This window comes from Streptomyces sp. NPDC002574, assembly GCF_042889545.1.
GTDB lineage: Bacteria > Actinomycetota > Actinomycetes > Streptomycetales > Streptomycetaceae > Actinacidiphila.
Map to the genome: position 1 here is coordinate 73,726 of NZ_JBIARB010000019.1, position 19,814 is coordinate 93,539.

The 19,814-nt window shown below is 72.9% G+C and carries 17 protein-coding genes; 6 read left to right on the top strand and 11 right to left on the bottom strand.

Annotation, left to right across the window (positions count from 1 at the left end):
* Positions 1–151: 151 nt before the first annotated feature.
* The 11 genes from ACFYXS_RS35120 to ACFYXS_RS35170 all read right to left on the bottom strand — a co-directional run bounded on the left by ACFYXS_RS35120 (position 152) and on the right by ACFYXS_RS35170 (position 10,550).
* Positions 152–712, bottom strand: a complete 561-nt coding sequence (locus ACFYXS_RS35120; protein WP_389255731.1) for a hemerythrin domain-containing protein — start codon at positions 710–712, stop codon at positions 152–154.
* Between the two features lie 106 nt (positions 713–818).
* Positions 819–1,157, bottom strand: coding sequence for an STAS domain-containing protein (locus ACFYXS_RS35125; protein WP_389255733.1), 339 nt, complete (start codon positions 1,155–1,157; stop codon positions 819–821).
* Between the two features lie 416 nt (positions 1,158–1,573).
* Positions 1,574–1,960, bottom strand: coding sequence for a DUF3040 domain-containing protein (locus ACFYXS_RS35130; protein WP_389255735.1), 387 nt, complete (start codon positions 1,958–1,960; stop codon positions 1,574–1,576).
* A 132-nt stretch (positions 1,961–2,092) separates the two neighbouring features.
* Positions 2,093–4,198: a SpoIIE family protein phosphatase gene (locus ACFYXS_RS35135; protein WP_389255737.1), complete on the bottom strand. Its 2,106-nt coding sequence runs from the start codon at positions 4,196–4,198 to the stop codon at positions 2,093–2,095.
* Positions 4,199–4,400: 202 nt separating this feature from the next.
* Positions 4,401–4,877: an ATP-binding protein gene (locus tag ACFYXS_RS35140; RefSeq protein ID WP_389255739.1), complete on the bottom strand. Its 477-nt coding sequence runs from the start codon at positions 4,875–4,877 to the stop codon at positions 4,401–4,403.
* A 149-nt stretch (positions 4,878–5,026) separates the two neighbouring features.
* On the bottom strand, positions 5,027–5,524 hold the full coding sequence (locus tag ACFYXS_RS35145) for a hypothetical protein (protein ID WP_389255741.1): 498 nt from the start codon (positions 5,522–5,524) through the stop codon (positions 5,027–5,029).
* 96 nt (positions 5,525–5,620) lie between these two features.
* A complete protein-coding gene (locus tag ACFYXS_RS35150; RefSeq protein ID WP_389255743.1) occupies positions 5,621–6,526 on the bottom strand; it encodes a DMT family transporter in 906 nt (301 codons plus the stop codon).
* A 106-nt stretch (positions 6,527–6,632) separates the two neighbouring features.
* Positions 6,633–7,850 carry a glucose-1-phosphate adenylyltransferase gene (glgC, locus tag ACFYXS_RS35155; protein WP_389255745.1) on the bottom strand — a complete coding sequence of 406 codons (1,218 nt, stop codon included), beginning with the start codon at positions 7,848–7,850 and terminating at the stop codon, positions 6,633–6,635.
* A gap of 53 nt (positions 7,851–7,903) precedes the next feature.
* Positions 7,904–9,070 (bottom strand): glycogen synthase, encoded by a 1,167-nt coding sequence (gene glgA, locus ACFYXS_RS35160; RefSeq protein ID WP_389255747.1) that lies wholly within the window; start codon positions 9,068–9,070, stop codon positions 7,904–7,906.
* A gap of 152 nt (positions 9,071–9,222) precedes the next feature.
* Positions 9,223–9,900, bottom strand: a complete 678-nt coding sequence (locus ACFYXS_RS35165) for a 1,4-alpha-glucan branching protein (RefSeq protein WP_389255749.1) — start codon at positions 9,898–9,900, stop codon at positions 9,223–9,225.
* A gap of 83 nt (positions 9,901–9,983) precedes the next feature.
* Positions 9,984–10,550, bottom strand: a complete 567-nt coding sequence (locus ACFYXS_RS35170) for a DJ-1/PfpI/YhbO family deglycase/protease (RefSeq protein ID WP_389255751.1) — start codon at positions 10,548–10,550, stop codon at positions 9,984–9,986.
* 353 nt (positions 10,551–10,903) lie between these two features.
* Here ACFYXS_RS35170 and ACFYXS_RS35175 point away from each other — a divergent pair, with 353 nt between their 5' ends.
* The 6 genes from ACFYXS_RS35175 (at position 10,904) to ACFYXS_RS35200 (ending at position 19,810) form a co-directional block, all read left to right on the top strand.
* The gene (locus ACFYXS_RS35175) at positions 10,904–11,374 is read left to right on the top strand and encodes an SPW repeat protein (protein WP_389255753.1); all 471 of its coding nucleotides are present in this window, start codon (positions 10,904–10,906) and stop codon (positions 11,372–11,374) included.
* A gap of 208 nt (positions 11,375–11,582) precedes the next feature.
* A complete protein-coding gene (locus ACFYXS_RS35180; RefSeq protein WP_389255755.1) occupies positions 11,583–15,626 on the top strand; it encodes a HAMP domain-containing protein in 4,044 nt (1,347 codons plus the stop codon).
* Between the two features lie 109 nt (positions 15,627–15,735).
* Positions 15,736–18,147 (top strand): SpoIIE family protein phosphatase, encoded by a 2,412-nt coding sequence (locus ACFYXS_RS35185; protein ID WP_389255757.1) that lies wholly within the window; start codon positions 15,736–15,738, stop codon positions 18,145–18,147.
* 139 nt (positions 18,148–18,286) lie between these two features.
* Positions 18,287–18,586, top strand: coding sequence for a hypothetical protein (locus ACFYXS_RS35190; protein ID WP_389255759.1), 300 nt, complete (start codon positions 18,287–18,289; stop codon positions 18,584–18,586).
* Positions 18,587–18,681: 95 nt separating this feature from the next.
* The gene (locus tag ACFYXS_RS35195; protein WP_389255761.1) at positions 18,682–19,212 is read left to right on the top strand and encodes a hypothetical protein; all 531 of its coding nucleotides are present in this window, start codon (positions 18,682–18,684) and stop codon (positions 19,210–19,212) included.
* Positions 19,213–19,291: 79 nt separating this feature from the next.
* On the top strand, positions 19,292–19,810 hold the full coding sequence (locus ACFYXS_RS35200; protein WP_389255763.1) for a hypothetical protein: 519 nt from the start codon (positions 19,292–19,294) through the stop codon (positions 19,808–19,810).
* The last annotated feature ends 4 nt before the right edge of the window (positions 19,811–19,814 follow it).

Below are 19,814 nucleotides of genomic sequence, written 5' to 3' on the forward strand. Positions count from 1 at the left end.
GCCGCGGCCCCCCCCCGCGCCCCGCCCCCCGCGCCCGGCCCGGGGGGCCCCCCCCCCCCGGGGGGGGGGGGCCCCCCCCGGGGGGGGCCCCCCCCCCCCACCGCCGGTCGCAGACCGCTCTGCCCGTGGCCCCGGGCAGCGGCTCCGCGCCTCAGGACCGCCCGCGACCGGTGACGAAGTCGCGGACGCGGTCCACGAGGCCCGCGCCAGGGCCAAGGATCTTGTTGGCCGGAGGAGTGTCCGGCGCGCTCGGATGCGGACGCGTCGGCGCGACGTGCTTGGCCCGGCGGACCTTCTCGCCCAGCGCGAACAGCTCGTCGGGGGTGCACGCCTGCGCGAGGGCGGGGAACAACTGCTGCTCCTCCTCCCGCAGGTGCTCGGTGACATCGACGATCAGCTTCCGCGTGAGCTGGTCGAAACGGGGGTCGTCGACCTCGACGTCCTCCAGTTCCTTGAGGTCGCGCTCCATCTCGGCGTGCTCCTGGATCTCCTTGTCGGCCAGCGCGTCCCCGCCGGCCACGTGCTCGCGGACGGCCGGGTACAGGTACATCTCCTCGGCCACCGAGTGCCGGACCAGCTCGATGGTGACCTCGTCCGTCACCTTCCTGCGCTGCTTGTCTCCGACCGGGAGGGCCCGCAGTCGGGCGAAGTACTCCTCGACCTCGCGGTGGTCGGCCGTGAGCTCGGCGATGATGTTGCCGCCGTGTCCCATCACGTTCTCCTTCCGGGTTGAGGATCCGTCTACGGACGGCTGCCCGGTCCTGGGGAACGCACGCCCCCAGCCGGGGACGACGGCCGCCGGAGGGGGAACGGATCGTCTAGCGCGCCGTGGCGGGAGCGGCCGGGGCCGGTGGTTCGACCTCGACGACATCCTGCAGGCCGACGAGCGTCACGATGCGGCGCGGCTGGCCCTGCACCCCGTGGAGGGCCAGGTGGACGCCCTCGGGGCCGAGCCGGTGCCGCAGCCGGAGGACGAGGTTGACGCCGGACGAGTCCATGAAGGTGAGTCCGGCCAGATCCAGGACGACGGACGTGCAGCCGTCGAGGTCGAGTGCTTCGTTGACGCGCGAGACGTTGTCGATGTCCATCTCGCCGGTCAGGCAGAGGGTGAGGCGATCGGCGTGACGCTCGGGTGCCACGGTCAGGGCGGTGGTCATGGTTCCTGCTCCTTCGGGGAGCCGGAGCCCATCGCGGCATCTGTCGGGGTCGACTGCCGCCATCCGCGCGCATACCTGCGCACGCGGAATCCAGTAAGTGGCCCGTACCTTTCCGCCGGCCGTGGACGGCCGGGAGGACGGCGCGGAACGTGTACCAAACCAGGCTGATGTCCACTCACCGTCCCACAACGGGAACGCGCAGGCCAGGGCCTCGATCCTGGGAAATCGTCGGCCCCGGGCCGGGGGGTGGCCCGCCCGCACACCCCCCGCCTGCGGATTCATCCGTACAGGTGGGGCGCCGGACGTCGCGTCTCCTCCGGTCAATGGGCACATTTCCCGCACGTCCCGGCCACACCGTGCCCGCAACTCGGGCTGTTCGCCCGGCGAAGGGCCCCGGACGCCCGGTGCGCGGACGGTCAGGCGCGCCGCATTCCGCGTCGTGTCCTGCGCCGCATTCCGCGCGGCCGGCGCGGCGCACGCGGACGCATCCAGCGGCGCCACCATGCGGTGGCGGGCCACGTCGCACAGAGCAGCGTGGTCCCCCACGCGACGGCGAAGGCCCACAGGAGCGGACCGTCCTTGGTCATGGCGGCCGCCAGCAGCAGGACGAGACTGCACCCGCCCAGGAAGGTCACGAGCAGGGCGCGCGGCCGGCGTGCGAACCGCGCCGCCACGTCCCGCCGCCGGGTGTGCGGCCGCATCGTCCGCATCCGCCGGGCGAGTTCGCGGTCGCTCCGCAGCAGGCTCTCGATCCCGTTCAGTGCACGCACTTCCTCGACGCTGAGCGCGCAGTCCTCCCGCATCGACGCCTCCACGGCGGGTGCAACGGGGTCCGGGCCGTCCGGTCACCCGGCTCGCTCCTACCCCCGGGACGGCCCGGTGAGCGGGCCGGCGGCGCGATTGACCGGATTCCGTCGTCCGGCGCGCGGCCGTCCTCAGCCCGCCGGTGTCACGGTCAGCAGACGGGGCCGGGAGCGCGCGATGAGCAGGGCGACGTCGTCGCGGCACCCGGGCAGGCGCAGTTCGGTCAGCAGACGGTCGCAGGTCTCCTCCACCGAGCGGTCCCGGGCGTGCAGGAGGTCGACCAGCACGGCGAGGCGCTCGTCGATGGGCTGGTCGCGCGTCTCGACGAGCCCGTCGGTGTACAGGACGAGCGCGTCGCCGAGGCCGAGGCGGACCACGGTGTTCTGGAACGGCACACCGCCCACGCCCAGAGGAGTGCCGGTCGGCAGGTCGAGCAGTTCGGGCCGTTCGCCGCCGCGTACGACGATCGGCGGGAGGTGGCCGGCGTTGGCGACGCGGCACTCGCCCCGATCCGGGTCGTAGACCGCCAGGACGCAGGTGGCGATGGAGTGGTCGGCGTGTTCCCGCCCCTGGATGATCTTGTCCAATTCGCCCAGGATCTGCGCCGGTTCGAGGTGGAGGGCGGCGAGGGTCGAGGCGGCGGTCCGCAGCCTGCCCATCGTCGTGGCCGCCGGCACCCCGCTGCCCATGACGTCCCCCACGACGAGGACCGCCTTCCCGTCGTCCAGGGTGATGACGTCGTACCAGTCGCCGCCGACCTCACTGCTGGACTGCGCCGGACGGTAGCGGGCGGCGACCTCCAGACAGGGGTGGCAGGGGCGCAGCTGCGGGAGGAGGCTGCGTTGCAGGGTCTCCGCGGTGCTGCGCAGGCGCTGGTGCAGGCGGGCGTTGTCGATGCACACCGCGGCGCGGGAGGCCAGCTCCCAGGCGACGGTCACGTCGTCCTCGTCGAAGGGCTGGGGGTCGCGCGCACGGCCGAGTCCGAGGACTCCGAGGATGCGGCCGCGGGCGATGAGCGGCACCGCCATCGCCGAGTGCACACCGGCCTCGGCGAGGTCCGCCGCCGCGTCCTCGTCGCGGGCGATGCGCAGCAGGTCCCCGGCGTCGGCGTGCGTGATCAACTGCGGACGGCCGGTGCGCACGCAGAGTGCCGCCAGGTGCCCGGGCGGGTACGCCACGACGACCTCCGGTCCGGTCTCCATACGCGCCGCCCGTGTCGGCTGCGTGGTCTTGGACGCCAGGGCCCGGAAGACGGCGGTGTCCTCGGCGGGCTCGGCGCCCTCCTCCTCCAGCACGTCGTCGAGGATGTCCACCGCGGCCATGTCGGCCGGTTCCGGCACGACGACGTCCGCCAGTTCCCGCGCGGTCCGCTCCACGTCCAGGGAGGTGCCCAGACGGGCCGAGCCGTCCGCGATCAGGGCGAGGCGCCGGCGGGCCCGGTCCGCCTCCATCGAGGCGCTGTGCCGGTCGGTGACGTCGACCACGGAGCACGCCACGCCCAGCACGACCCCGTTCTGGTCCTCCAGCCGGTAGAACGAGACGGCCCAGGCGTGGTCGCTGTCCGGGTCCGCGGCGGTGCGGCCGACGACGTACCGGTCGACGACGGGGACGCCGGTGCCCAGGACCTCCCACAGCGTCTCCTCCGCCTGCCGGAACTCGGGCCGCGGCAGCACCTCGCGGAAGGGGCGGCCGATGTGGTCGTCCTCCGGGAGGCCGTGCATGCGGGCCAGCGCCGGGTTCACGGACAGGTACCGCAGGCCGGTGTCCATGACCGCCAGGCCGATCGGCGACTGCGCGACCAGCTGGTAGGCCAGGGCCAGGCCGCGCTCCATCGTCTGCAGCCGCGACCGGTCGGTGGCCAGCCCAAGGGCGTGACAGTCGCCGAGGCTGTCCGTCAGCCGTACGTTGCGGAACTCCACCAGGCGCGTGCGGCCGTCCTTGCACCGGATCGGGAACGCGCCGGCCCAGCTCCTGCCGGTCTCCATCACGTCCTCGAACAGCCGGACCGCCGCGTCCAGGTGCGCGGAGTCCACAAGGAGCACGGCGGCGTACTTCCCGACGGCCTCGTCGGCCGTGTAGCCGAACAGCTCCTGGGCCTGCGGGCTCCACATGTCGATGCGGCCGTCGGCATCCAGCAGGACGGCCGCGACCCCGAGGATGTCCATGAGCCCGCTGGGCCCCAGCGTCATGCCCTCGGGCCGGCCCGCGTCGAGCGGCTGGTGATCCACTTCGCTCATCGCGGGCTCTCCTTTCACCCCCACCCAGAGCGGCGGCCGCAAGCCGGGGTCAGGCGTCATCCGGCGGGCATGCACCCCGAGCCCGAGCGTGCGGCGGCGTACCTGCCGATGACTTCTCCGGCTCGCCTACCCGCGGGTCGTCCGGCTGAGTCATTTACGCGCCGGAGGCGTTCCGCCCCCGGTGCGTGCCGCGCTCCGGTCCTCAGGAGGGGTGGCGGCCCGCCACGTCACCGTCCGGGTCGTCGGCCAGGACGACGCGGGCGGTGATGCGCTTGCCGACCGGCTGCCGGTGGACCTCGAAGCTCTGGCAGACGGCCATGATGATCTCCAGGCCGTGCTGGCCCACCCGGTCGGCGTCCGCGGCGCGGGCCACCGGAAGCGTCGTGTCGCTGTCCCACACGGTGACCTCCACCGTGCCGTCGCTGATCTGCAGCGTCAGCAGGCACGGTCCGGGGGCGTACTTGCGGGCGTTGGTCACCAGCTCGCTGACCACCAGCTGCACCGTGACCATCACCCGGTCCGACACCGGCAGACCGTGGACCGCCTGCACATCGGCGAGGAAGTCGCGCGCGAGGTCGCGGGCCTCGGCGATCTGCTCGCTGCCCTCGTACGCGGCCGTCACCGCTATCGGTCGCGTGTCCGGATACGTCCGGTCCCCACCTCGTGCAGCCTCGTACATCCAGTCCGCCTTCGCGCCGCTTCCACACCTGCTCCGATGCGTGTGCCCCGACAGGGCAGGATCACACCTCACGATGTCCGGTGCCGCACCGGGACCCCGTCCGGCGGTCACCTGCCCTGGTCGCGGCCGGTTCACGGACCGGTCGGGTCTCAGCGGGCCCGGGTCCGGGCGGCGGTCCGCCCGCCGGTGCGCGCCTCGTCCGCCGCGGCGCGACGGGCCACGGCCTTGCCGCGCCGGAAGAGGGCCATGCTCGCGAGGCCGAGGACCATGAGGGCGACGCCCGTCACGATCTGGCTGAGATACGCGAGCCCGGCCCCCGAGTCCTCGCCGAAGTACCCGAACGCGAAGGGCGAGGCGATCAGGCAGGCGCCGCAGAAGACGGTCAGGATGTCGCTGGCCTCGCTGCGTGTCCTCGTCACGCGGGCACAGCCGTTGAGGATCACGACGGTGGCGAAGACCAGATCCACCATGCGCGCGCCGTTGGCGATGGGTGTGTTGGGGTAGGCCAGGGGCCAGCCCGCCGCGAAGAGCCATCCGCCGATCAGCAGCAGTGGCACGGTGAGCAGCGAGTCGCGGATGTCGATCATCGATGCGTCGTAGTGCGGCTCCACCAGGGGCCGGACCGGGGGACGGTTCGCCACGGACATGGTGCTCCCTCCTGCGCGTCGCCCGGTGGGCGACCGGCGGGGGTATGGGCGTCTGTCCCATTTTCATGCACCGTGACCGGAACGTCCTGTCGGCTGTCAGCGCGCGCCCGCGCCGTCCTCCGCGCTGTCCGCGGCCTCCGGCCCGACGAGGGTGTGGATGAGCGGGACGCGGACGAGAACCAGCGCGCCGCACACCACCAGGAGCGCGCCGAGCAGCATGGGCACGATGTACCAGCCGCCCCGCAGCCGCTCCTCGAAGACGGTGACGCCCAGCGCGAGGCTCACCGTCGCGTCCCCGAGCGTGAGCGCGGGCTGCGAGGCGACCAGGGGTCCCGACTGCATGGCGTTCTCCAGGAGGAAGACGGCGGCGACACCGACCAGGGCGAAGCCGTACGTCTGCCAGGCGGTGAAGAACGCCGCGGCTCCGTCGTCGTTCCAGACCTGCGTGGCGTCCTTCAGCAAGCCCGCGGTCAGCGCGTAGCAGATGGCCGCCCCAGAGCCGAAGCACGTGGCGCGCACCCGCCCCTCCGGGCGGCGGACGGCGACCGCGATGAGGAGCAGGACGGCGGCGCCGCAGGCCGGCAGGGCCGCGGCCCACAGCGCCGCATGCGGCCTGTTCACCCCGCCGCTGGGCGACGCGGCCCACAACCCCATGCCCAGCCCGACGACCATGCAGCCGACGGCGGTCCATCCGCGCGGCGGCAGCCGCCGGTGCAGCACGACTCCGGCGAGGGACAGTGCGAAGGGCAGTTCCAGGACGAAGAGCGGCTGGACGAGGGTCAGCTCGCCGTTGAGCAGGGCCAGCGCCTGGAAGGCCGCCGCCGCGATCACCGCGCCGAAGCCGACGAGCCACACGGGCTTGCGCAGCAGTTCCGCGATCAGGGCGAGCCGCAGTCCCTCCGAGAGCGGCACCGTGCGGGCGGCGTAGCGCTGCAGCACGGTGGCCAGCGCGTTGCTGAGCGCCGCGAGGAGGGCGAACAGCACGGCAAGGATGGTCTGCACCGGGGATCTCCTTTGCCTCACCTCCCACGTCGATCCCAAACTAATCGGTGACTTCCGTTCGGCACGCGCGCGACGCGTCGGCCGCCGCACGCGGATACCCGCGCCCTCAGAGCACGCGCTGACCCTTGCCGAGGGCGATGACGCCGTTGGCCGAGGCGTGGTAGAGCTCGCGGTCGCGGTCGGGGTTGACGCCGATCGTGGCGCCCGGCGGCACCGTGATGTTCTTGTCGAGGATGGCCCGGCGGACCACCGCCCCGCGGCCGATGCGGACGTTGTCGTGCAGGACCGACCCCTGCACCACGGCGCCCTCCTCGACCACGACGCCCGGCGACAGGACGGACTGGGTGACCTGGCCGGAGATGATGCAGCCCGGGCTGACCATGGACTCGCTCGCGATGCCCCCGGCCACGAACTTGGCGGGCGGCAGGCGCAGGGAGTGCGTGTACAGCGGCCACTGGTTGTTGTAGAGGTTGAAGACCGGGTTGATCGAGATCAGGTCCAGGTGGGAGTCGTAGTAGGCGTCCAGGGTCCCGACGTCCCGCCAGTAGCCGTGGTCGCGGGCCGTCTCGCCGGGGACGTGGTTGTCGTCGAAGTCGTAGACCTGGACCTGACCCTTGTCGGTGAGCAGGGGGATGATGCTGCCGCCCATGTCGTGGACCGAGTCGTCGTCCTCGGCGTCCTGGTGGAGGGCGTCCAGCAGCACCTTCGTGGTGAAGATGTAGTTGCCCATGGAGGCGTAGACGTGGTCGGGGTCGCCCGGCAGCCCCGGCGGGTCGGCCGGCTTCTCCAGGAACGCCTCGACCCGGATGCCGCCCGCGGCCGGGGTGATGATGCCGAAGGACGACGCCTGGTCGCGCGGGACGCGTATGCCGGCGACGGTGGCGCCGGCGCCGTTCTCGATGTGCTGGCGCAGCATCTGGCGCGGATCCATGCGGTACACGTGGTCGGCGCCGAAGACGACGATGTAGTCGGGCTGCTCGTCGTACACGAGGTTCAGCGACTGGAAGATGGCGTCCGCGCTGCCGAGGAACCACCGCGGGCCCAGGCGCTGCTGCGCCGGGACCGGGGTGACGTAGTTGCCCAGCAGGTTGGACATCCGCCAGGTGGTGGTGATGTGCCGGTCCAGGGAGTGCGACTTGTACTGCGTCAGCACGCAGATGCGCATGATGTCGCCGTTGACGAGATTGGACAGGACGAAGTCCACCAGCCGGTAGGCGCCGCCGAAGGGCACGGCCGGTTTGGCGCGGTCGGCGGTGAGCGGCATGAGCCGCTTCCCCTCCCCGCCCGCGAGAACGATTCCGAGCACTGAAGGTCCGCCGCGCATCGCTTCCCCCTACCCCTGGTCCGTCACTGTTCCCGGGTCCTTCGCGCACCCGCTCACCCGAGGGTCCGCCGGTACACGTCCACCGTGCGGCGGGCCACCGCGTCCCACCCGAACTCGGCCACCGCGCGCTCCCGGCCCGCCGCGCCCATCCGGGCGGCCGTGGCGGGGTCGCCCACAACGGCGTTGACGGCGGCCGCCAGGCCCTCCTCGAAGGCCGCCGGGTCCTTCTCCTCGTACGGCACGAGTACCCCCGTGACGCCGTCCCTCACCACCTCGGGGATGCCGCCGACGGCCGAGGCGACGACCGCGGTGCCGCAGGCCATCGCCTCCAGGTTGACGATGCCCAGTGGCTCGTACACCGACGGGCACACGAACACGGCCGCATGGGTGAGGAGTTGCACCACGTCCGGGCGCGGCAGCATGCCGGGGATCCAGATCACGCCGCTGCGCGCCTGGCCCAGTTGTTCCACCAGGTCGCGGAACTCCGCGTCGATCGCCGGTGTGTCGGGGGCCCCGGCGGCCAGCACGAGCTGGATGTCCGGGTCCAGGCGGCGGGCGGCGCGCAGCAGATGGGGGACGCCCTTCTGCCGGGTGATGCGCCCGACGAACAGGGCGTACGGGCGCTCGGGGTCGATGCCCTGCGCGTGCAGGACGGTGTCGTCCGGGTCGGGCCGGTACAGGCGCGTGTCGATGCCGTTGTGCACGGCGTGCACGCGGGACGGGTCCAGGGCCGGGTAGGACTCCAGGATGTCCACGCGCATGCCGTGCGAGACCGCGACGACGGCGTCGGCCGCCTCGATCGCGGTGCGCTCCGCCCAGCCGGACAGGGTGTAGCCGCCGCCGAGTTGCTCGGCCTTCCAGGGGCGCAGGGGCTCGAGCGAGTGGGCGGTCATCACGTGCGGGATGCCGTGCAGGAGCTTGCCCAGATGGCCGCCGAGATTGGCGTACCAGGTGTGCGAGTGCACCAGGTCGCGCCCGGTCAGGGCGGCGGCCATGGACAGGTCGACCGACAGGCTGCGCAGCGCCTCGTTGGCCCCGGTGAGGCCGCCGTCCGCGGCGTGCCGGAACACCCCGGCCGGGTCGTCCGCCGCCGCACCGGCCCAGCAGTGGACCTGAAGGTCCGTCAGGGCCCGTAGCTCACGGGCGAGGAACTCGACATGGACGCCGGCACCGCCGTACACGTCCGGCGGGTATTCACGAGTGAGCAGGGCCACCTTCACGGGCGCCTCCCGATTGCGTCGCCGTGTCGGGACATCCCTGCCCCGCGGAACGTCGTTCGATCCGCATTGTGCGCCGCCGCCGTCGATCTGTGGAGGGGCCGCACGCACCTCAACTGCCGTGCGGCCCCGGTCCGGAGGCCCTGACGTGCCGGTTACGCGACGGGCGCCCGGTCGTGGAAGGTGACGAGGACGGCGCGCGCCTCGGCGCCGTCGGGCAGCCGCCAGCGGGCGTCGACGTGCCCGAGCACACCGCCGCCCGGCGATCCGATGCCCGCGCCGGGGCGCAGCGCCCGGACCACCCGCAGGACCAGCCGCTCCTCCGGGTCGCCGTCCAGGACGACGTCCGTGGTGCCGTCGGGACCGTCAGCCACGGCGCCGGAGCCGTGGGACGGGGCCTGCGCGGGCCCGGTCCAGGAGCGGCCGACGGTGGGATCGGGGGTGTCGCTCACGCTCTGCGCCTGCGCCTGCGCCTCACCGCGGACGAAGGCCGCCAACTGGCCCACGAGCACCGGGTCGTGGGTGCCGTCGTACACCCAGCGCGTGCCCAGCACGCCGTGCTCCGTCGTGCCGATCAGGGCTTGCTCGGCCCCGGCCAGCGGGGCGCCGCGGTAGGTGAGCGGCACGTGGTAGGCCGCCTCGTCGCCGCTGCCGTCGGTGACCACCATGAACTCCAGGCCGACCTCGCCCCGGGGGTCGTCCAGGCGGAAGCCGCCCGCCTTGGTCAGTTCCGGGCGTCCGCCCGTGCCCGCGTACCACGGCTGCCGGGGGAGCCACTCGGTGAGCAGTTCCAGTTTGGTGGGCGACAGCGTGGTGCGGTGAATCAAGGACATCGCCTGTGAAGCCTTCCCCTGGGCGGACGCGGTCCGCCCATCGTGCCATCCGCTCCGCGGGCCGGGCGGGGAAGGCCGCCGGTTCAGCCGCCGGTGAGCGCCTTGTCGACCTCGGTGACGAAGGCGTCGAGGTCGTCCGGCGTACGGGAGGTGACGAGGGTCCAGCCGCCCGTCCTGTCGCTGACCACCGGCTCGTCCACCCAGGACGCGGCGCCCGCGTTGCCGATGTCGGTCCGCAGCGAGGCGTACGAGGTGAGGGTCTTGCCCCGTACGGCGTCGGCCTCCACCAGCGCCCAGGGGCCGTGGCAGATCGCGGCGACGGGCCGGCCGGAGGAGACGAACGACCGGACGATGCCGATCGCGTCCTCGCTCTGGCGGAGCGCGTCGGCGTTGATCGTGCCGCCGGGGATGAGGAGCAGGTCGAAGTCGGTCGGGTCCACCTTGTCGAAGGTGGTGGTCGGCCGCACCGTCCTGCCGGGGTCCTTGTCCCCGACGAGGGTCACGATGGGCTCGTCCGCGACGGCGGCGATGGCGACGTCCGCGCCTTCGTCGCGCAGGTGCTCGGTGGGGACGACGAGTTCGTCCTGCTCCACTCCGTAGTTGGTGGCGATCGCCAGGACGCGGTGACCGCTGAGTGGCTTGTCGGCCATGGTGCTGCCTTTCACGAGTGCCGCGGTGCGGCTGTTGGACAGACGGCGCCTGCCCGACCCCCTGTACGGGAAACGTGCATGATGAACCTTTTGTGTTCTGTATGCCAATCATTGGCATATGCCCGAGCGGCCCGGAGGTCCGGTCGGCCGCCGCGATCCGTCGCGGTCCGCCGCGGCGCCCGCGTCGAAATTCGTGACCCTGCGTGACCGCGACGGCGTCCTTCGTGATCGTTGGCCACTACTTCGCCCTGCGCCGCCGTGCCCACGCCAATCCATGTCGATTCGGACGACTCAATTGCCCCAACAGGGGTATTTGATGGTCGAAAAGACCGAAATGAGCGGAGATGGTTTCGATGGCCTACACGCGACCGAGCATCGAGGAGCACCCGGACCTTCTTGAGCTCCGCGCCGAGTACGAGCGGACGACGGCGACCAACCGGGGGCAGGCGATCGAGGCCATGGGCCTGGTCACAGGCACCTACCTGGCCGCGTCTCCATGGATCGTCGGCTTCAACGGCCTGTCGACGATAACGGTCGCCAATCTGATCGCCGGCGTCGCGTACGCCCTGCTGATGGGCGGCATCGGGCGGGGGTTCGAACGTACGCACTCCATGGCGTGGGCGGCGGCGATCATCGGTCTGTGGACGATCATCTCGCCGTGGTGCATCGCGGGGAGCGTCGCCACGACTCGGACGATCACCAACAACGTGGTCGTCGGCGTCATCATGCTCGTTCTCGCACTGGCGGCGGCGACGATGCGCCCCGGCGCCAACCGCATGCGGCGCGAGATGCCCGACCACCCCACGCCGGGTCGGCGCGTCTGAGCGACACCCCGCCGTGAGCCCCACCGGACGGCTCCCTGGACCGCCGGGACGGGGAACGGCGGAGGGCGGCACCGCCTGCCGGTGCCGCCCTCCGCCCTGTTCGGGGACTGACGTAGCACTCGCGCCCTCCCGGCGGTCTACTGGGAAGTGGCCTCGCCGACGTCCGCCCCGCACCGACCGGGCGGGGCGGCGACCTCGGGAGCCACTCATGTGCCACACGCACCCAGCAGGCGACGGGAACGAGGGCGGCATGTCGGTGGAGGAGCCGGAACTGCGGCAACTGCTCGCGGGTCTGACCGCGGTGCGCGACGGCGACTTCGGCACGCGGCTGCCCGACGGCGAGGACGGCCTGCTGGCCGAGATCGCCACCGTGTTCAACGGCATGGTCGACCAGCTGTCGCTCTTCACCTCCGAGGTGACCCGCGTCGCCCGGGAGGTCGGGACCGAGGGCGCTCTCGGCGGTCAGGCGGAGGTGCCCGCCGTCTCGGGGACGTGGGCGGATCTGACGGACTCCGTCAACGCGATGGCCGGCAACCTGACCGCCCAGGTCAGGAACATCGCCCAGGTGACCACCGCGGTCGCGCGCGGTGACCTCTCCCAGAAGATCGACGTCGACGCGCGGGGCGAGATCCTGGAGCTGAAGGAGACCGTCAACACGATGGTCGACCAGCTCTCCTCGTTCGCGGACGAGGTGACGCGGGTGGCCCGGGAGGTCGGCACCGAGGGCAACCTCGGCGGCCAGGCCGACGTACAGGACGTCTCCGGTACCTGGCGGGACCTGACGGACTCCGTGAACTCCATGGCGGGCAATCTGACCGCCCAGGTCAGGAACATCGCCCAGGTCGCCACGGCGGTCGCCGGCGGCGACCTCTCCCAGAAGATCAGGGTGGACGCGCGGGGCGAGATCCTGGAGCTGAAGGAGACCGTGAACACGATGGTCGACCAGCTGTCGGCCTTCGCGGACGAGGTGACCCGCGTGGCCCGGGAGGTCGGCACCGAGGGCAACCTCGGCGGTCAGGCCACCGTGCGCGGTGTCTCCGGCACCTGGAAGGACCTCACCGACAACGTCAACGTGATGGCCTCCAACCTGACCGGCCAGGTGCGCTCCATCGCCCAGGTGGCCACCGCGGTGGCCCGCGGCGACCTCTCGCAGAAGATCACCGTCGAGGCGAAGGGCGAGGTGGCCGCCCTGGCCGGGGTCATCAACACCATGGTCGACACGCTCTCGGCGTTCGCCGACGAGGTGACCCGCGTCGCCCGCGAGGTCGGGACCGAGGGCCGGCTCGGCGGCCAGGCCCGCGTGCCCAACGTGGCCGGCACCTGGAAGGACCTCACCGACAACGTCAACTCCATGGCCAACAACCTGACCGGCCAGGTGCGGAACATCGCGCAGGTCACCACCGCGGTCGCGGGCGGTGACCTGTCACGGAAGATCGACGTCGACGCCCGCGGCGAGATCCTGGAGCTCAAGACCACCATCAACACCATGGTCGACCAGCTGTCCGCCTTCGCCGCCGAGGTCACCCGGGTCGCCCGCGAGGTGGGCAGCGAGGGCCGGCTCGGCGGCCAGGCCGAGGTGGAGGGCGTGTCCGGCACCTGGAAGCGCCTGACGGAGAACGTCAACGAACTCGCCGGCAACCTCACCCGGCAGGTCCGGGCGATCGCCGAGGTCGCCAGCGCGGTCGCCGAGGGCGACCTCACCCGCTCGATCACCGTGGACGCCTCCGGCGAGGTCGCCGAGCTCAAGGACAACATCAACGCCATGGTCGGCTCGCTGCGCGAGAGCACCCGCGCCAACCGCGAGCAGGACTGGCTGAAGTCGAACCTGGCGCGCATCTCCGGTCTGCTCCAGGGCCACCGGGACCTGGACGTGGTGGCGGAACTCGTCATGGACGAGCTGACCCCCCTCGTCGACGCCCAGTACGGCGCCTTCTACCTCGCCGAGGAGACCGCGGACGGCACCGTCCTGCGGCTGGTCGGCTCCTACGGACGGCCCGCCGCGCTCGGCGCGGGGGAGCGCTTCGCGCTCGGCGAGTCCCTGGTCGGGCAGGTCGCGCGCAGCCGCCGCACGATCGCCGTCGACGAGGTGCCCGCGGGCTACGTCATCTCCTCCGGCCTGGGGGCGGCCACCCCCGCCGGGCTCGTCGTGCTGCCGGTCGTGGTCGAGGACCAGGTGCTCAGCGTGATCGAACTGGCCTCCTTCTCTGGCTTCACGGCTGTGCACCGCGACTTCCTGGAGCGGCTGAGGGAGACGATCGGCGTCAACGTCAGCACCATCCTCGCCAACGCCCGCACCGACGAACTGCTGGAGGAGTCCCAGCGCCTGGCCGGGGAACTGCGCGCCCGCTCCGAAGAACTGCAGGTGCAGCAGGACGAGTTGCAGCGCTCCAACGCCGAACTGGAGGAGAAGGCCACGCTCCTGGCCGCCCAGAACCGCGACATCGAGACCAAGAACCTGGAGATCGAGCAGGCCCGCCAGGAACTGGAGACCCGGGCCCGCGAGCTGGACCTCGCCTCGACGTACAAGTCGGAGTTCCTGGCCAACATGAGCCACGAACTGCGCACGCCCCTCAACAGCCTTCTCGTCCTTGCCCAGTTGCTCGCCCAGAACGCGACCCGCAACCTGACGCCCAAGCAGGTCGAGTACGCCGGCATCATCCACTCGGCCGGCTCGGACCTGCTTCAGCTGATCAACGACATCCTCGACCTGTCCAAGATCGAGGCCGGGAAGATGGACGTCAACGTCGAACCGATCCCCCTGCGGCGGATCGTGGAGTACATCGAGGCGACCTTCCGCCCGATGACCACCGAGAAGGGGCTCGCGTTCGACGTCGTCGCCGGGTCCGGCGTCCCGGGCGAGCTCAGTACCGACGAGGCCCGGCTGCGGCAGGTCCTGCGCAACCTGCTCTCCAACGCGGTGAAGTTCACCGAGGAGGGGCAGGTGCGGCTGCGCGTGGAGCAGGCGACGGCCGGCGAACTGCCCGCCGACGTCGACGCGGAGGCCGGGGCGATCGCCTTCCGCGTCACGGACACCGGCATCGGCATCGCGGACCGGCAGCTGGAGACGATCTTCGGCGCCTTCCAGCAGGCCGACGGCACCACCAGCCGCAAGTACGGCGGCACCGGCCTCGGCCTGTCCATCAGCCGTGAGATCGCCCACCTGCTCGGCGGCGCCGTCACGGCCCGGAGCACCCTCGGCAGCGGCAGCACCTTCACCCTGTACCTGCCCGTCGCCCGCACGGCGCGGGCCGCGCGGGAACCGGTACCGGAGCCGGAGCCGGCCCTCGGCCGTGCCGCCGCCATGGAGCCCTGCTGCGACGACGGTGTGACCACCGACGCCACCACAGGCACGGGCACAGAGGACGCCGCGACCCGGCCCGAACGCCTGCTCCTGGTGGTCGAGGCGCGCCCCCGCGGGCTGCTGTCGCTGGTCGCCGAGAGCGCCCTCGCCGACCTGGTGACGGGCCCCGGCACGCCGCGGCCCGGGGAGGCCGTCGACATCGTCACGGCCGTGGGCGCGCCGGAGGCCGCCGCCGTGCTCTCCGCAGAACCCACCGGGCACGTCGAGTGCGTCGTACTCGACCTCGGACTGCCGCACGGCGAGGCCTCCCGCATCGTGCGGGACATGCGGGAGGACGCCGCGCTGGCGTCCGTTCCCGTCCTGGCCTACCGCGCCGGCCCCGGCGACGCCGAGCCGGACGCGGTCGTGCGGGCCCAGGCCGGCGCGCAGCGGGTGGAGCTGCTGACCGGTCTGGACGCGCTGCGCGAACGCATCGCCGCGCACCTGTCCGCCCGTCAGCCGGCGGACGCGGCCCCCGCGCCCCGGCCGCAGGAGTCCCCGATGCGGGCCGAGAGCGACGAACCCGTCCCGCCGTCACTGGCCGGGCGGACGGTCCTGGTGGTGGACGACGACGCCCGCAACATGTTCGCCATCACCGGCATCCTGGAACTGCAGGGCATCCACGTGCTGCGCGCGGACAACGGGCGCAGCGGCATCGAGACGCTCCTCGCGCACCCCGAGGTCGACCTCGTCCTGATGGACGTGATGATGCCCGAGATGGACGGCTACGCGGCGACCGCCGAGATCCGCGGCAGGCCCGAGTACGCCGGACTGCCCATCATCGCGGTCACCGCCAAGGCGATGCCGGGCGACCGCGAGAAGAACCTGGCCGCGGGGGCGAGCGACTACGTCACCAAACCCTTCGACGCCGACGACCTGATCGCCCGGGTGCGCTACTGGCTGACCCCATGACCCCGCCCGCACCGTCCGAGGGACCCCCGCCGCATCGCCCGGGTGCGCTACTGGCTGACCCCATGACCCCGCCCGCACCGTCCGCATCGTCCGAGGGACCCCCGCCGCCGTGACCGCCCCCGACGCCCCGGAGCCGGCCCGGCAGGACCCGCCGGCCACACCGCCGTCCACGCCCTCGGACGGGGCGCCGTCCGCGGCCGTCGCCGCCCGGCTCGCCGTCACCGTGGAGCGCCTGCGGCAGCAACTCCAGGAGGCAGAGGCCGTCGCGGACGGCCGCGCCGTGGTCGAACTGGCCAAAGGAGTGCTCGTGGCACGGCTGGGCTGCGGCCCCGCCGAGGCGGCCCGGCAACTGACGCGACTCGCCGACACGGCAGGCGTCTCACGCCTGGAACTGGCCGCGGAGGTGGTCAACGACGCGGCCCACGACGGCATCACCGGCGCGGTCGGCGACATCACGGCCCGCGGGCCCGGCGCGGCTGCGGCGGACAACGGCGGCTCCCCGCCCGGGGTCCGCCTGCGCACCGCCGAGAGTGGAGCCCTGGCCGCCACGGACAGCCAGACCGTCGCGGTGTCGCTGCTGGGGCACGCCCTGGCCCCCCTGGGCGCCTGCGCGGTGGCGATCTGGGCGGCCGGACCCGACGCCTCCCTCACGCTGGCCGGTCACGCCGGGTACACCGAGGCCGAGGCGAGGCGCTGGCGGTACGTGCCGCCCACCGTGGCGACCGTCGCCCGCCGGGCCCTGGACGAGCGCCGGGCGCGCTCCTTCCCCGCTTCCTCTGCTTCTCCAGCTCCAGAAGGGGACATGCCCTCGATGCGGCCGGAGTGCGGCGCGGGCGGCCGCATCGCGGTGCCCGCGGGCGCGGGCGGGCGAGTCGACGCCGTCCTGGAGATCTGCTGGCCGGAGGAGCCGCCCCCGCTGTCCCAGGCGCTCCTGCGCCAGCTCGACGCCCTGGCCGGGCTCTGCGTCCACACCCTGGTCGCGGTCCCCGCGGCGCAGGGCCCGCTGCCCGTCGACGAACTGATCGACATCTGCGACGCCATCCACGACCCCGCGCTCGTGCTGACGCCGCTCACCGGCGCCGGCGGCCGTGTGACCGACTTCCGTATCCGTCACACCAACGGGCACTTCGTGGACCCCGCCGGACGCCCTCGCGGCGCCGTCACCGGAGCCACCCTCCTGGAGGCCTACCCCTCGGCCGCGGGCGACGGCCACCTCTTCGACAGGGCCGTGCAGGTCCATGCGACCGGCGAGCCCTTCCGCGCCGAGCACATGGCCTTCAGCTCGCTCGTCGAGCACGTCGCGCTGACCGTCGTCGCCGAGGTCGGCATCAGCCGGCACGGCCCGCACCTGCTGCTGATCTGGCGCGTCGAGGACGAGACCGCCCGGCTGGCCGGCCTTCTGCAGCACGCCCAGCGCCTCGGCGGGCTGGGCGGCTTCGAGGAGAACGTCCGCACCGGCGAGATCACCTGGAACAGCGAGCTGTTCGCCCTCTACGGCAGGAACGAGCACTCCACCCCGGTGCCCCTGGAGGACCTGCGGCTGCACGCCCACGCCGACGACTCCGCGGCCATCGGCCGCTTCCTGCGCACCGTCTCGCGCCACCACCGGCCCGCCTCCGTGGCCTTCCGGCTGCGGCGCCCCGACGGCGTCACCCGGCACATCCGCGTCGTCGCCGAACCGGTGCTGGACGCCGGCGGCAGACTGCTCGCCGTACGCGGGGCCTACCAGGACGTCTCCTCCCAGCACTGGACGGAGGTGGCGCTCGCCGCGACGCAGGACCGGCTCGCCCACTCCGAGGAGCAGGCCGCCGAACGCGACCGGCTGGCGCTGCAGTTGCAGCACGCCATCATGCCCCCCACGCGCGGACCGCTGGACGCCCCCGGCCTGGAGGTGGCCGTGCGGTACCGGCCCGCGGAGACGGAGTCCCTGGTCGGAGGGGACTGGTACGACGCGGTCGTGCTCCCGACGGGCGACGTCCTGCTGTGCGTCGGCGACGTGGCGGGGCACGGGATCGAGGCCGCGACGAGCATGGTCGTCCTGCGCAACGCGCTGCGCGGGCTCGCCGTCACCGGCGCGGGCCCGGGGCAACTGCTGTCCTGGCTCAACGTCGTGGCGTACCACCTGACCGACCGCGTCACGGCCACCGTCGTCTGCGGCCTGTACATCCCCGCGACGCGCACGCTGTGCTGGGCGAGGGCCGGGCACCTTCCTCCGGCCCTGCTGCGGGGGGAGGAGGCGACCACGCTGCCGCCGGGACACGGCATGCTGCTCGGCGCCGTTCCCGAGACCGCGTACGAGGAACAGGAGGTCCGCCTGCGGCCGGGGGACACGCTGCTGATGTACACCGACGGCCTGGTCGAGCGCCGGGACAGTTCCATGACCGACTCGGTGGCCCACCTGCTGGCGACCGCCCGCGACGCCGCTCCGTCCTCCCTGGAGCACCGCCTCGACCGGCTCCTCGCCGGGAGCCGCTCCGACACCGACGACGACACCTGTGTCATCGGCATCCGCGTGATCTGACGGTCCGTCCGGCGTGCCATCCGGACGGCATGGAAGCCGTGTCGGACATAACGGCATGGAGACGGACAAGTTAATGTCGCCGCCGGATCGCGGTCCGCCGCCCGGCCGGCGGACGACACCGAGGAGTCAGGAGCCCCCGATGGCCAGCCCGCACCACCCCCACGACAGCCACGAGCACGTCCACGGCGAGAACTGCGGCCACGTCGCCTTCCGGCACGGCGACCACACCGACTACGCCCATGACGGGCACGTCCACCGTTCCCACGAGGGCCACGTCGACGAGTGCGACGCGACGGGCGGTCACCTCGCCCACGGGGAACACGCCCACCAGCACGGCGAAGGCTGCGGCCATGTCGCCGTACGGCACGGCGACCACACGGACTTCGTCCACGACGGCCACCGCCACGCGGCCCACGAGGGGCACTGGGACGACCACTGAGCGGCCGGTGCCGGTCGTGATCGTCGCAGGGTGTACAGATGACGGTGCCGCCCGAGCCGGGCGGCACCCATCACGCAGAGGACACGCGAACACCCGTGCACAGACGCCTCCGACCGGCCGCCACCGCCGTGGCGGCCCTCCTCCTGGCCGCCCTGCTGGGCGCCTGCGCCGGTACTCCTTCGGGGTCCGGCGCGCCGGTCTCCTCCGGTCCGGTGGCCGCCCACGGCGGCTCCCACGGCTCCGGCGGAACCGCGAAGGCCCCGGACGGCACCGTCGTCGGCATGCTCGACACCTATCGCCACGACCCCCGGAAGACGGTCCCCGCGACGCGGCCCCGCATGGCCGACGCGTGCACCGACCGCACACGTCGGGTGCGGCACACGTCCTCCCGTCACTCCGGCAAGCACACGACGACCCGCAGTTGGTACACCACCGAGCACTACCGGGACTGCCACCAGGTCCGGCGCGGCACCGAGACGTACCAGCGCGTCGTGCGCGCCGAGCGCTGGTGCGTACGCCTCGACGACGTCTGGTACCAGGTGGACGCGGCCACCTACGCCACCGCCACGAACACCGACCAGGGCGACCGGCTCACCATCACCCCCATCCGGACCGGGTGTTCATGACGCGCTGACCGGATGACCGGATGACCGGGTGAACGGCTGACGGGCATCCGGGCCGGGGAGCCGCCGCTACCCTGCCCGGATGCCCCGCCCGCTGCTCTTCCTCGACATCGACGGACCCCTGATCCCCTTCGGCTCCCCGGCCGGCCACGCGGCGTTCCCCGTGGTACGCCCGTCCCCGCGGGAGACCGCGAACCCGCTGCTGGACCGGATCGATCCCGCACTCGGCCCGAAGCCGGCGGCGCTGCCCTGCGAACCGGTCTGGGCGACGTCCTGGACGGCCGAGGACGCCAACACGTCGGTGGCACCCCGCCTCGGCCTTCCGGCCCTGCCGGCGGTGACCTGGCCGGAACCGTCCGCCGACGACGCGCGCGACGAACGGGCGGGCCTGCACTGGAAGACGCGGACGCTGCTGCGCCGGGCAGCCGGACGGCCCTTCGCCTGGGCCGACGACGAGATCACCGCCGCCGACCGCGACTGGGTCGCCGCCCAGGGCGCACACGCCCTGCTGCACCGCGTCGACCCGCGGCAGGGCCTCACAGAACGGGACTTCGCCGTGCTGGCCGCCTGGCTGGCACGAGCAGCGCCGTCGGTCACATGACCGC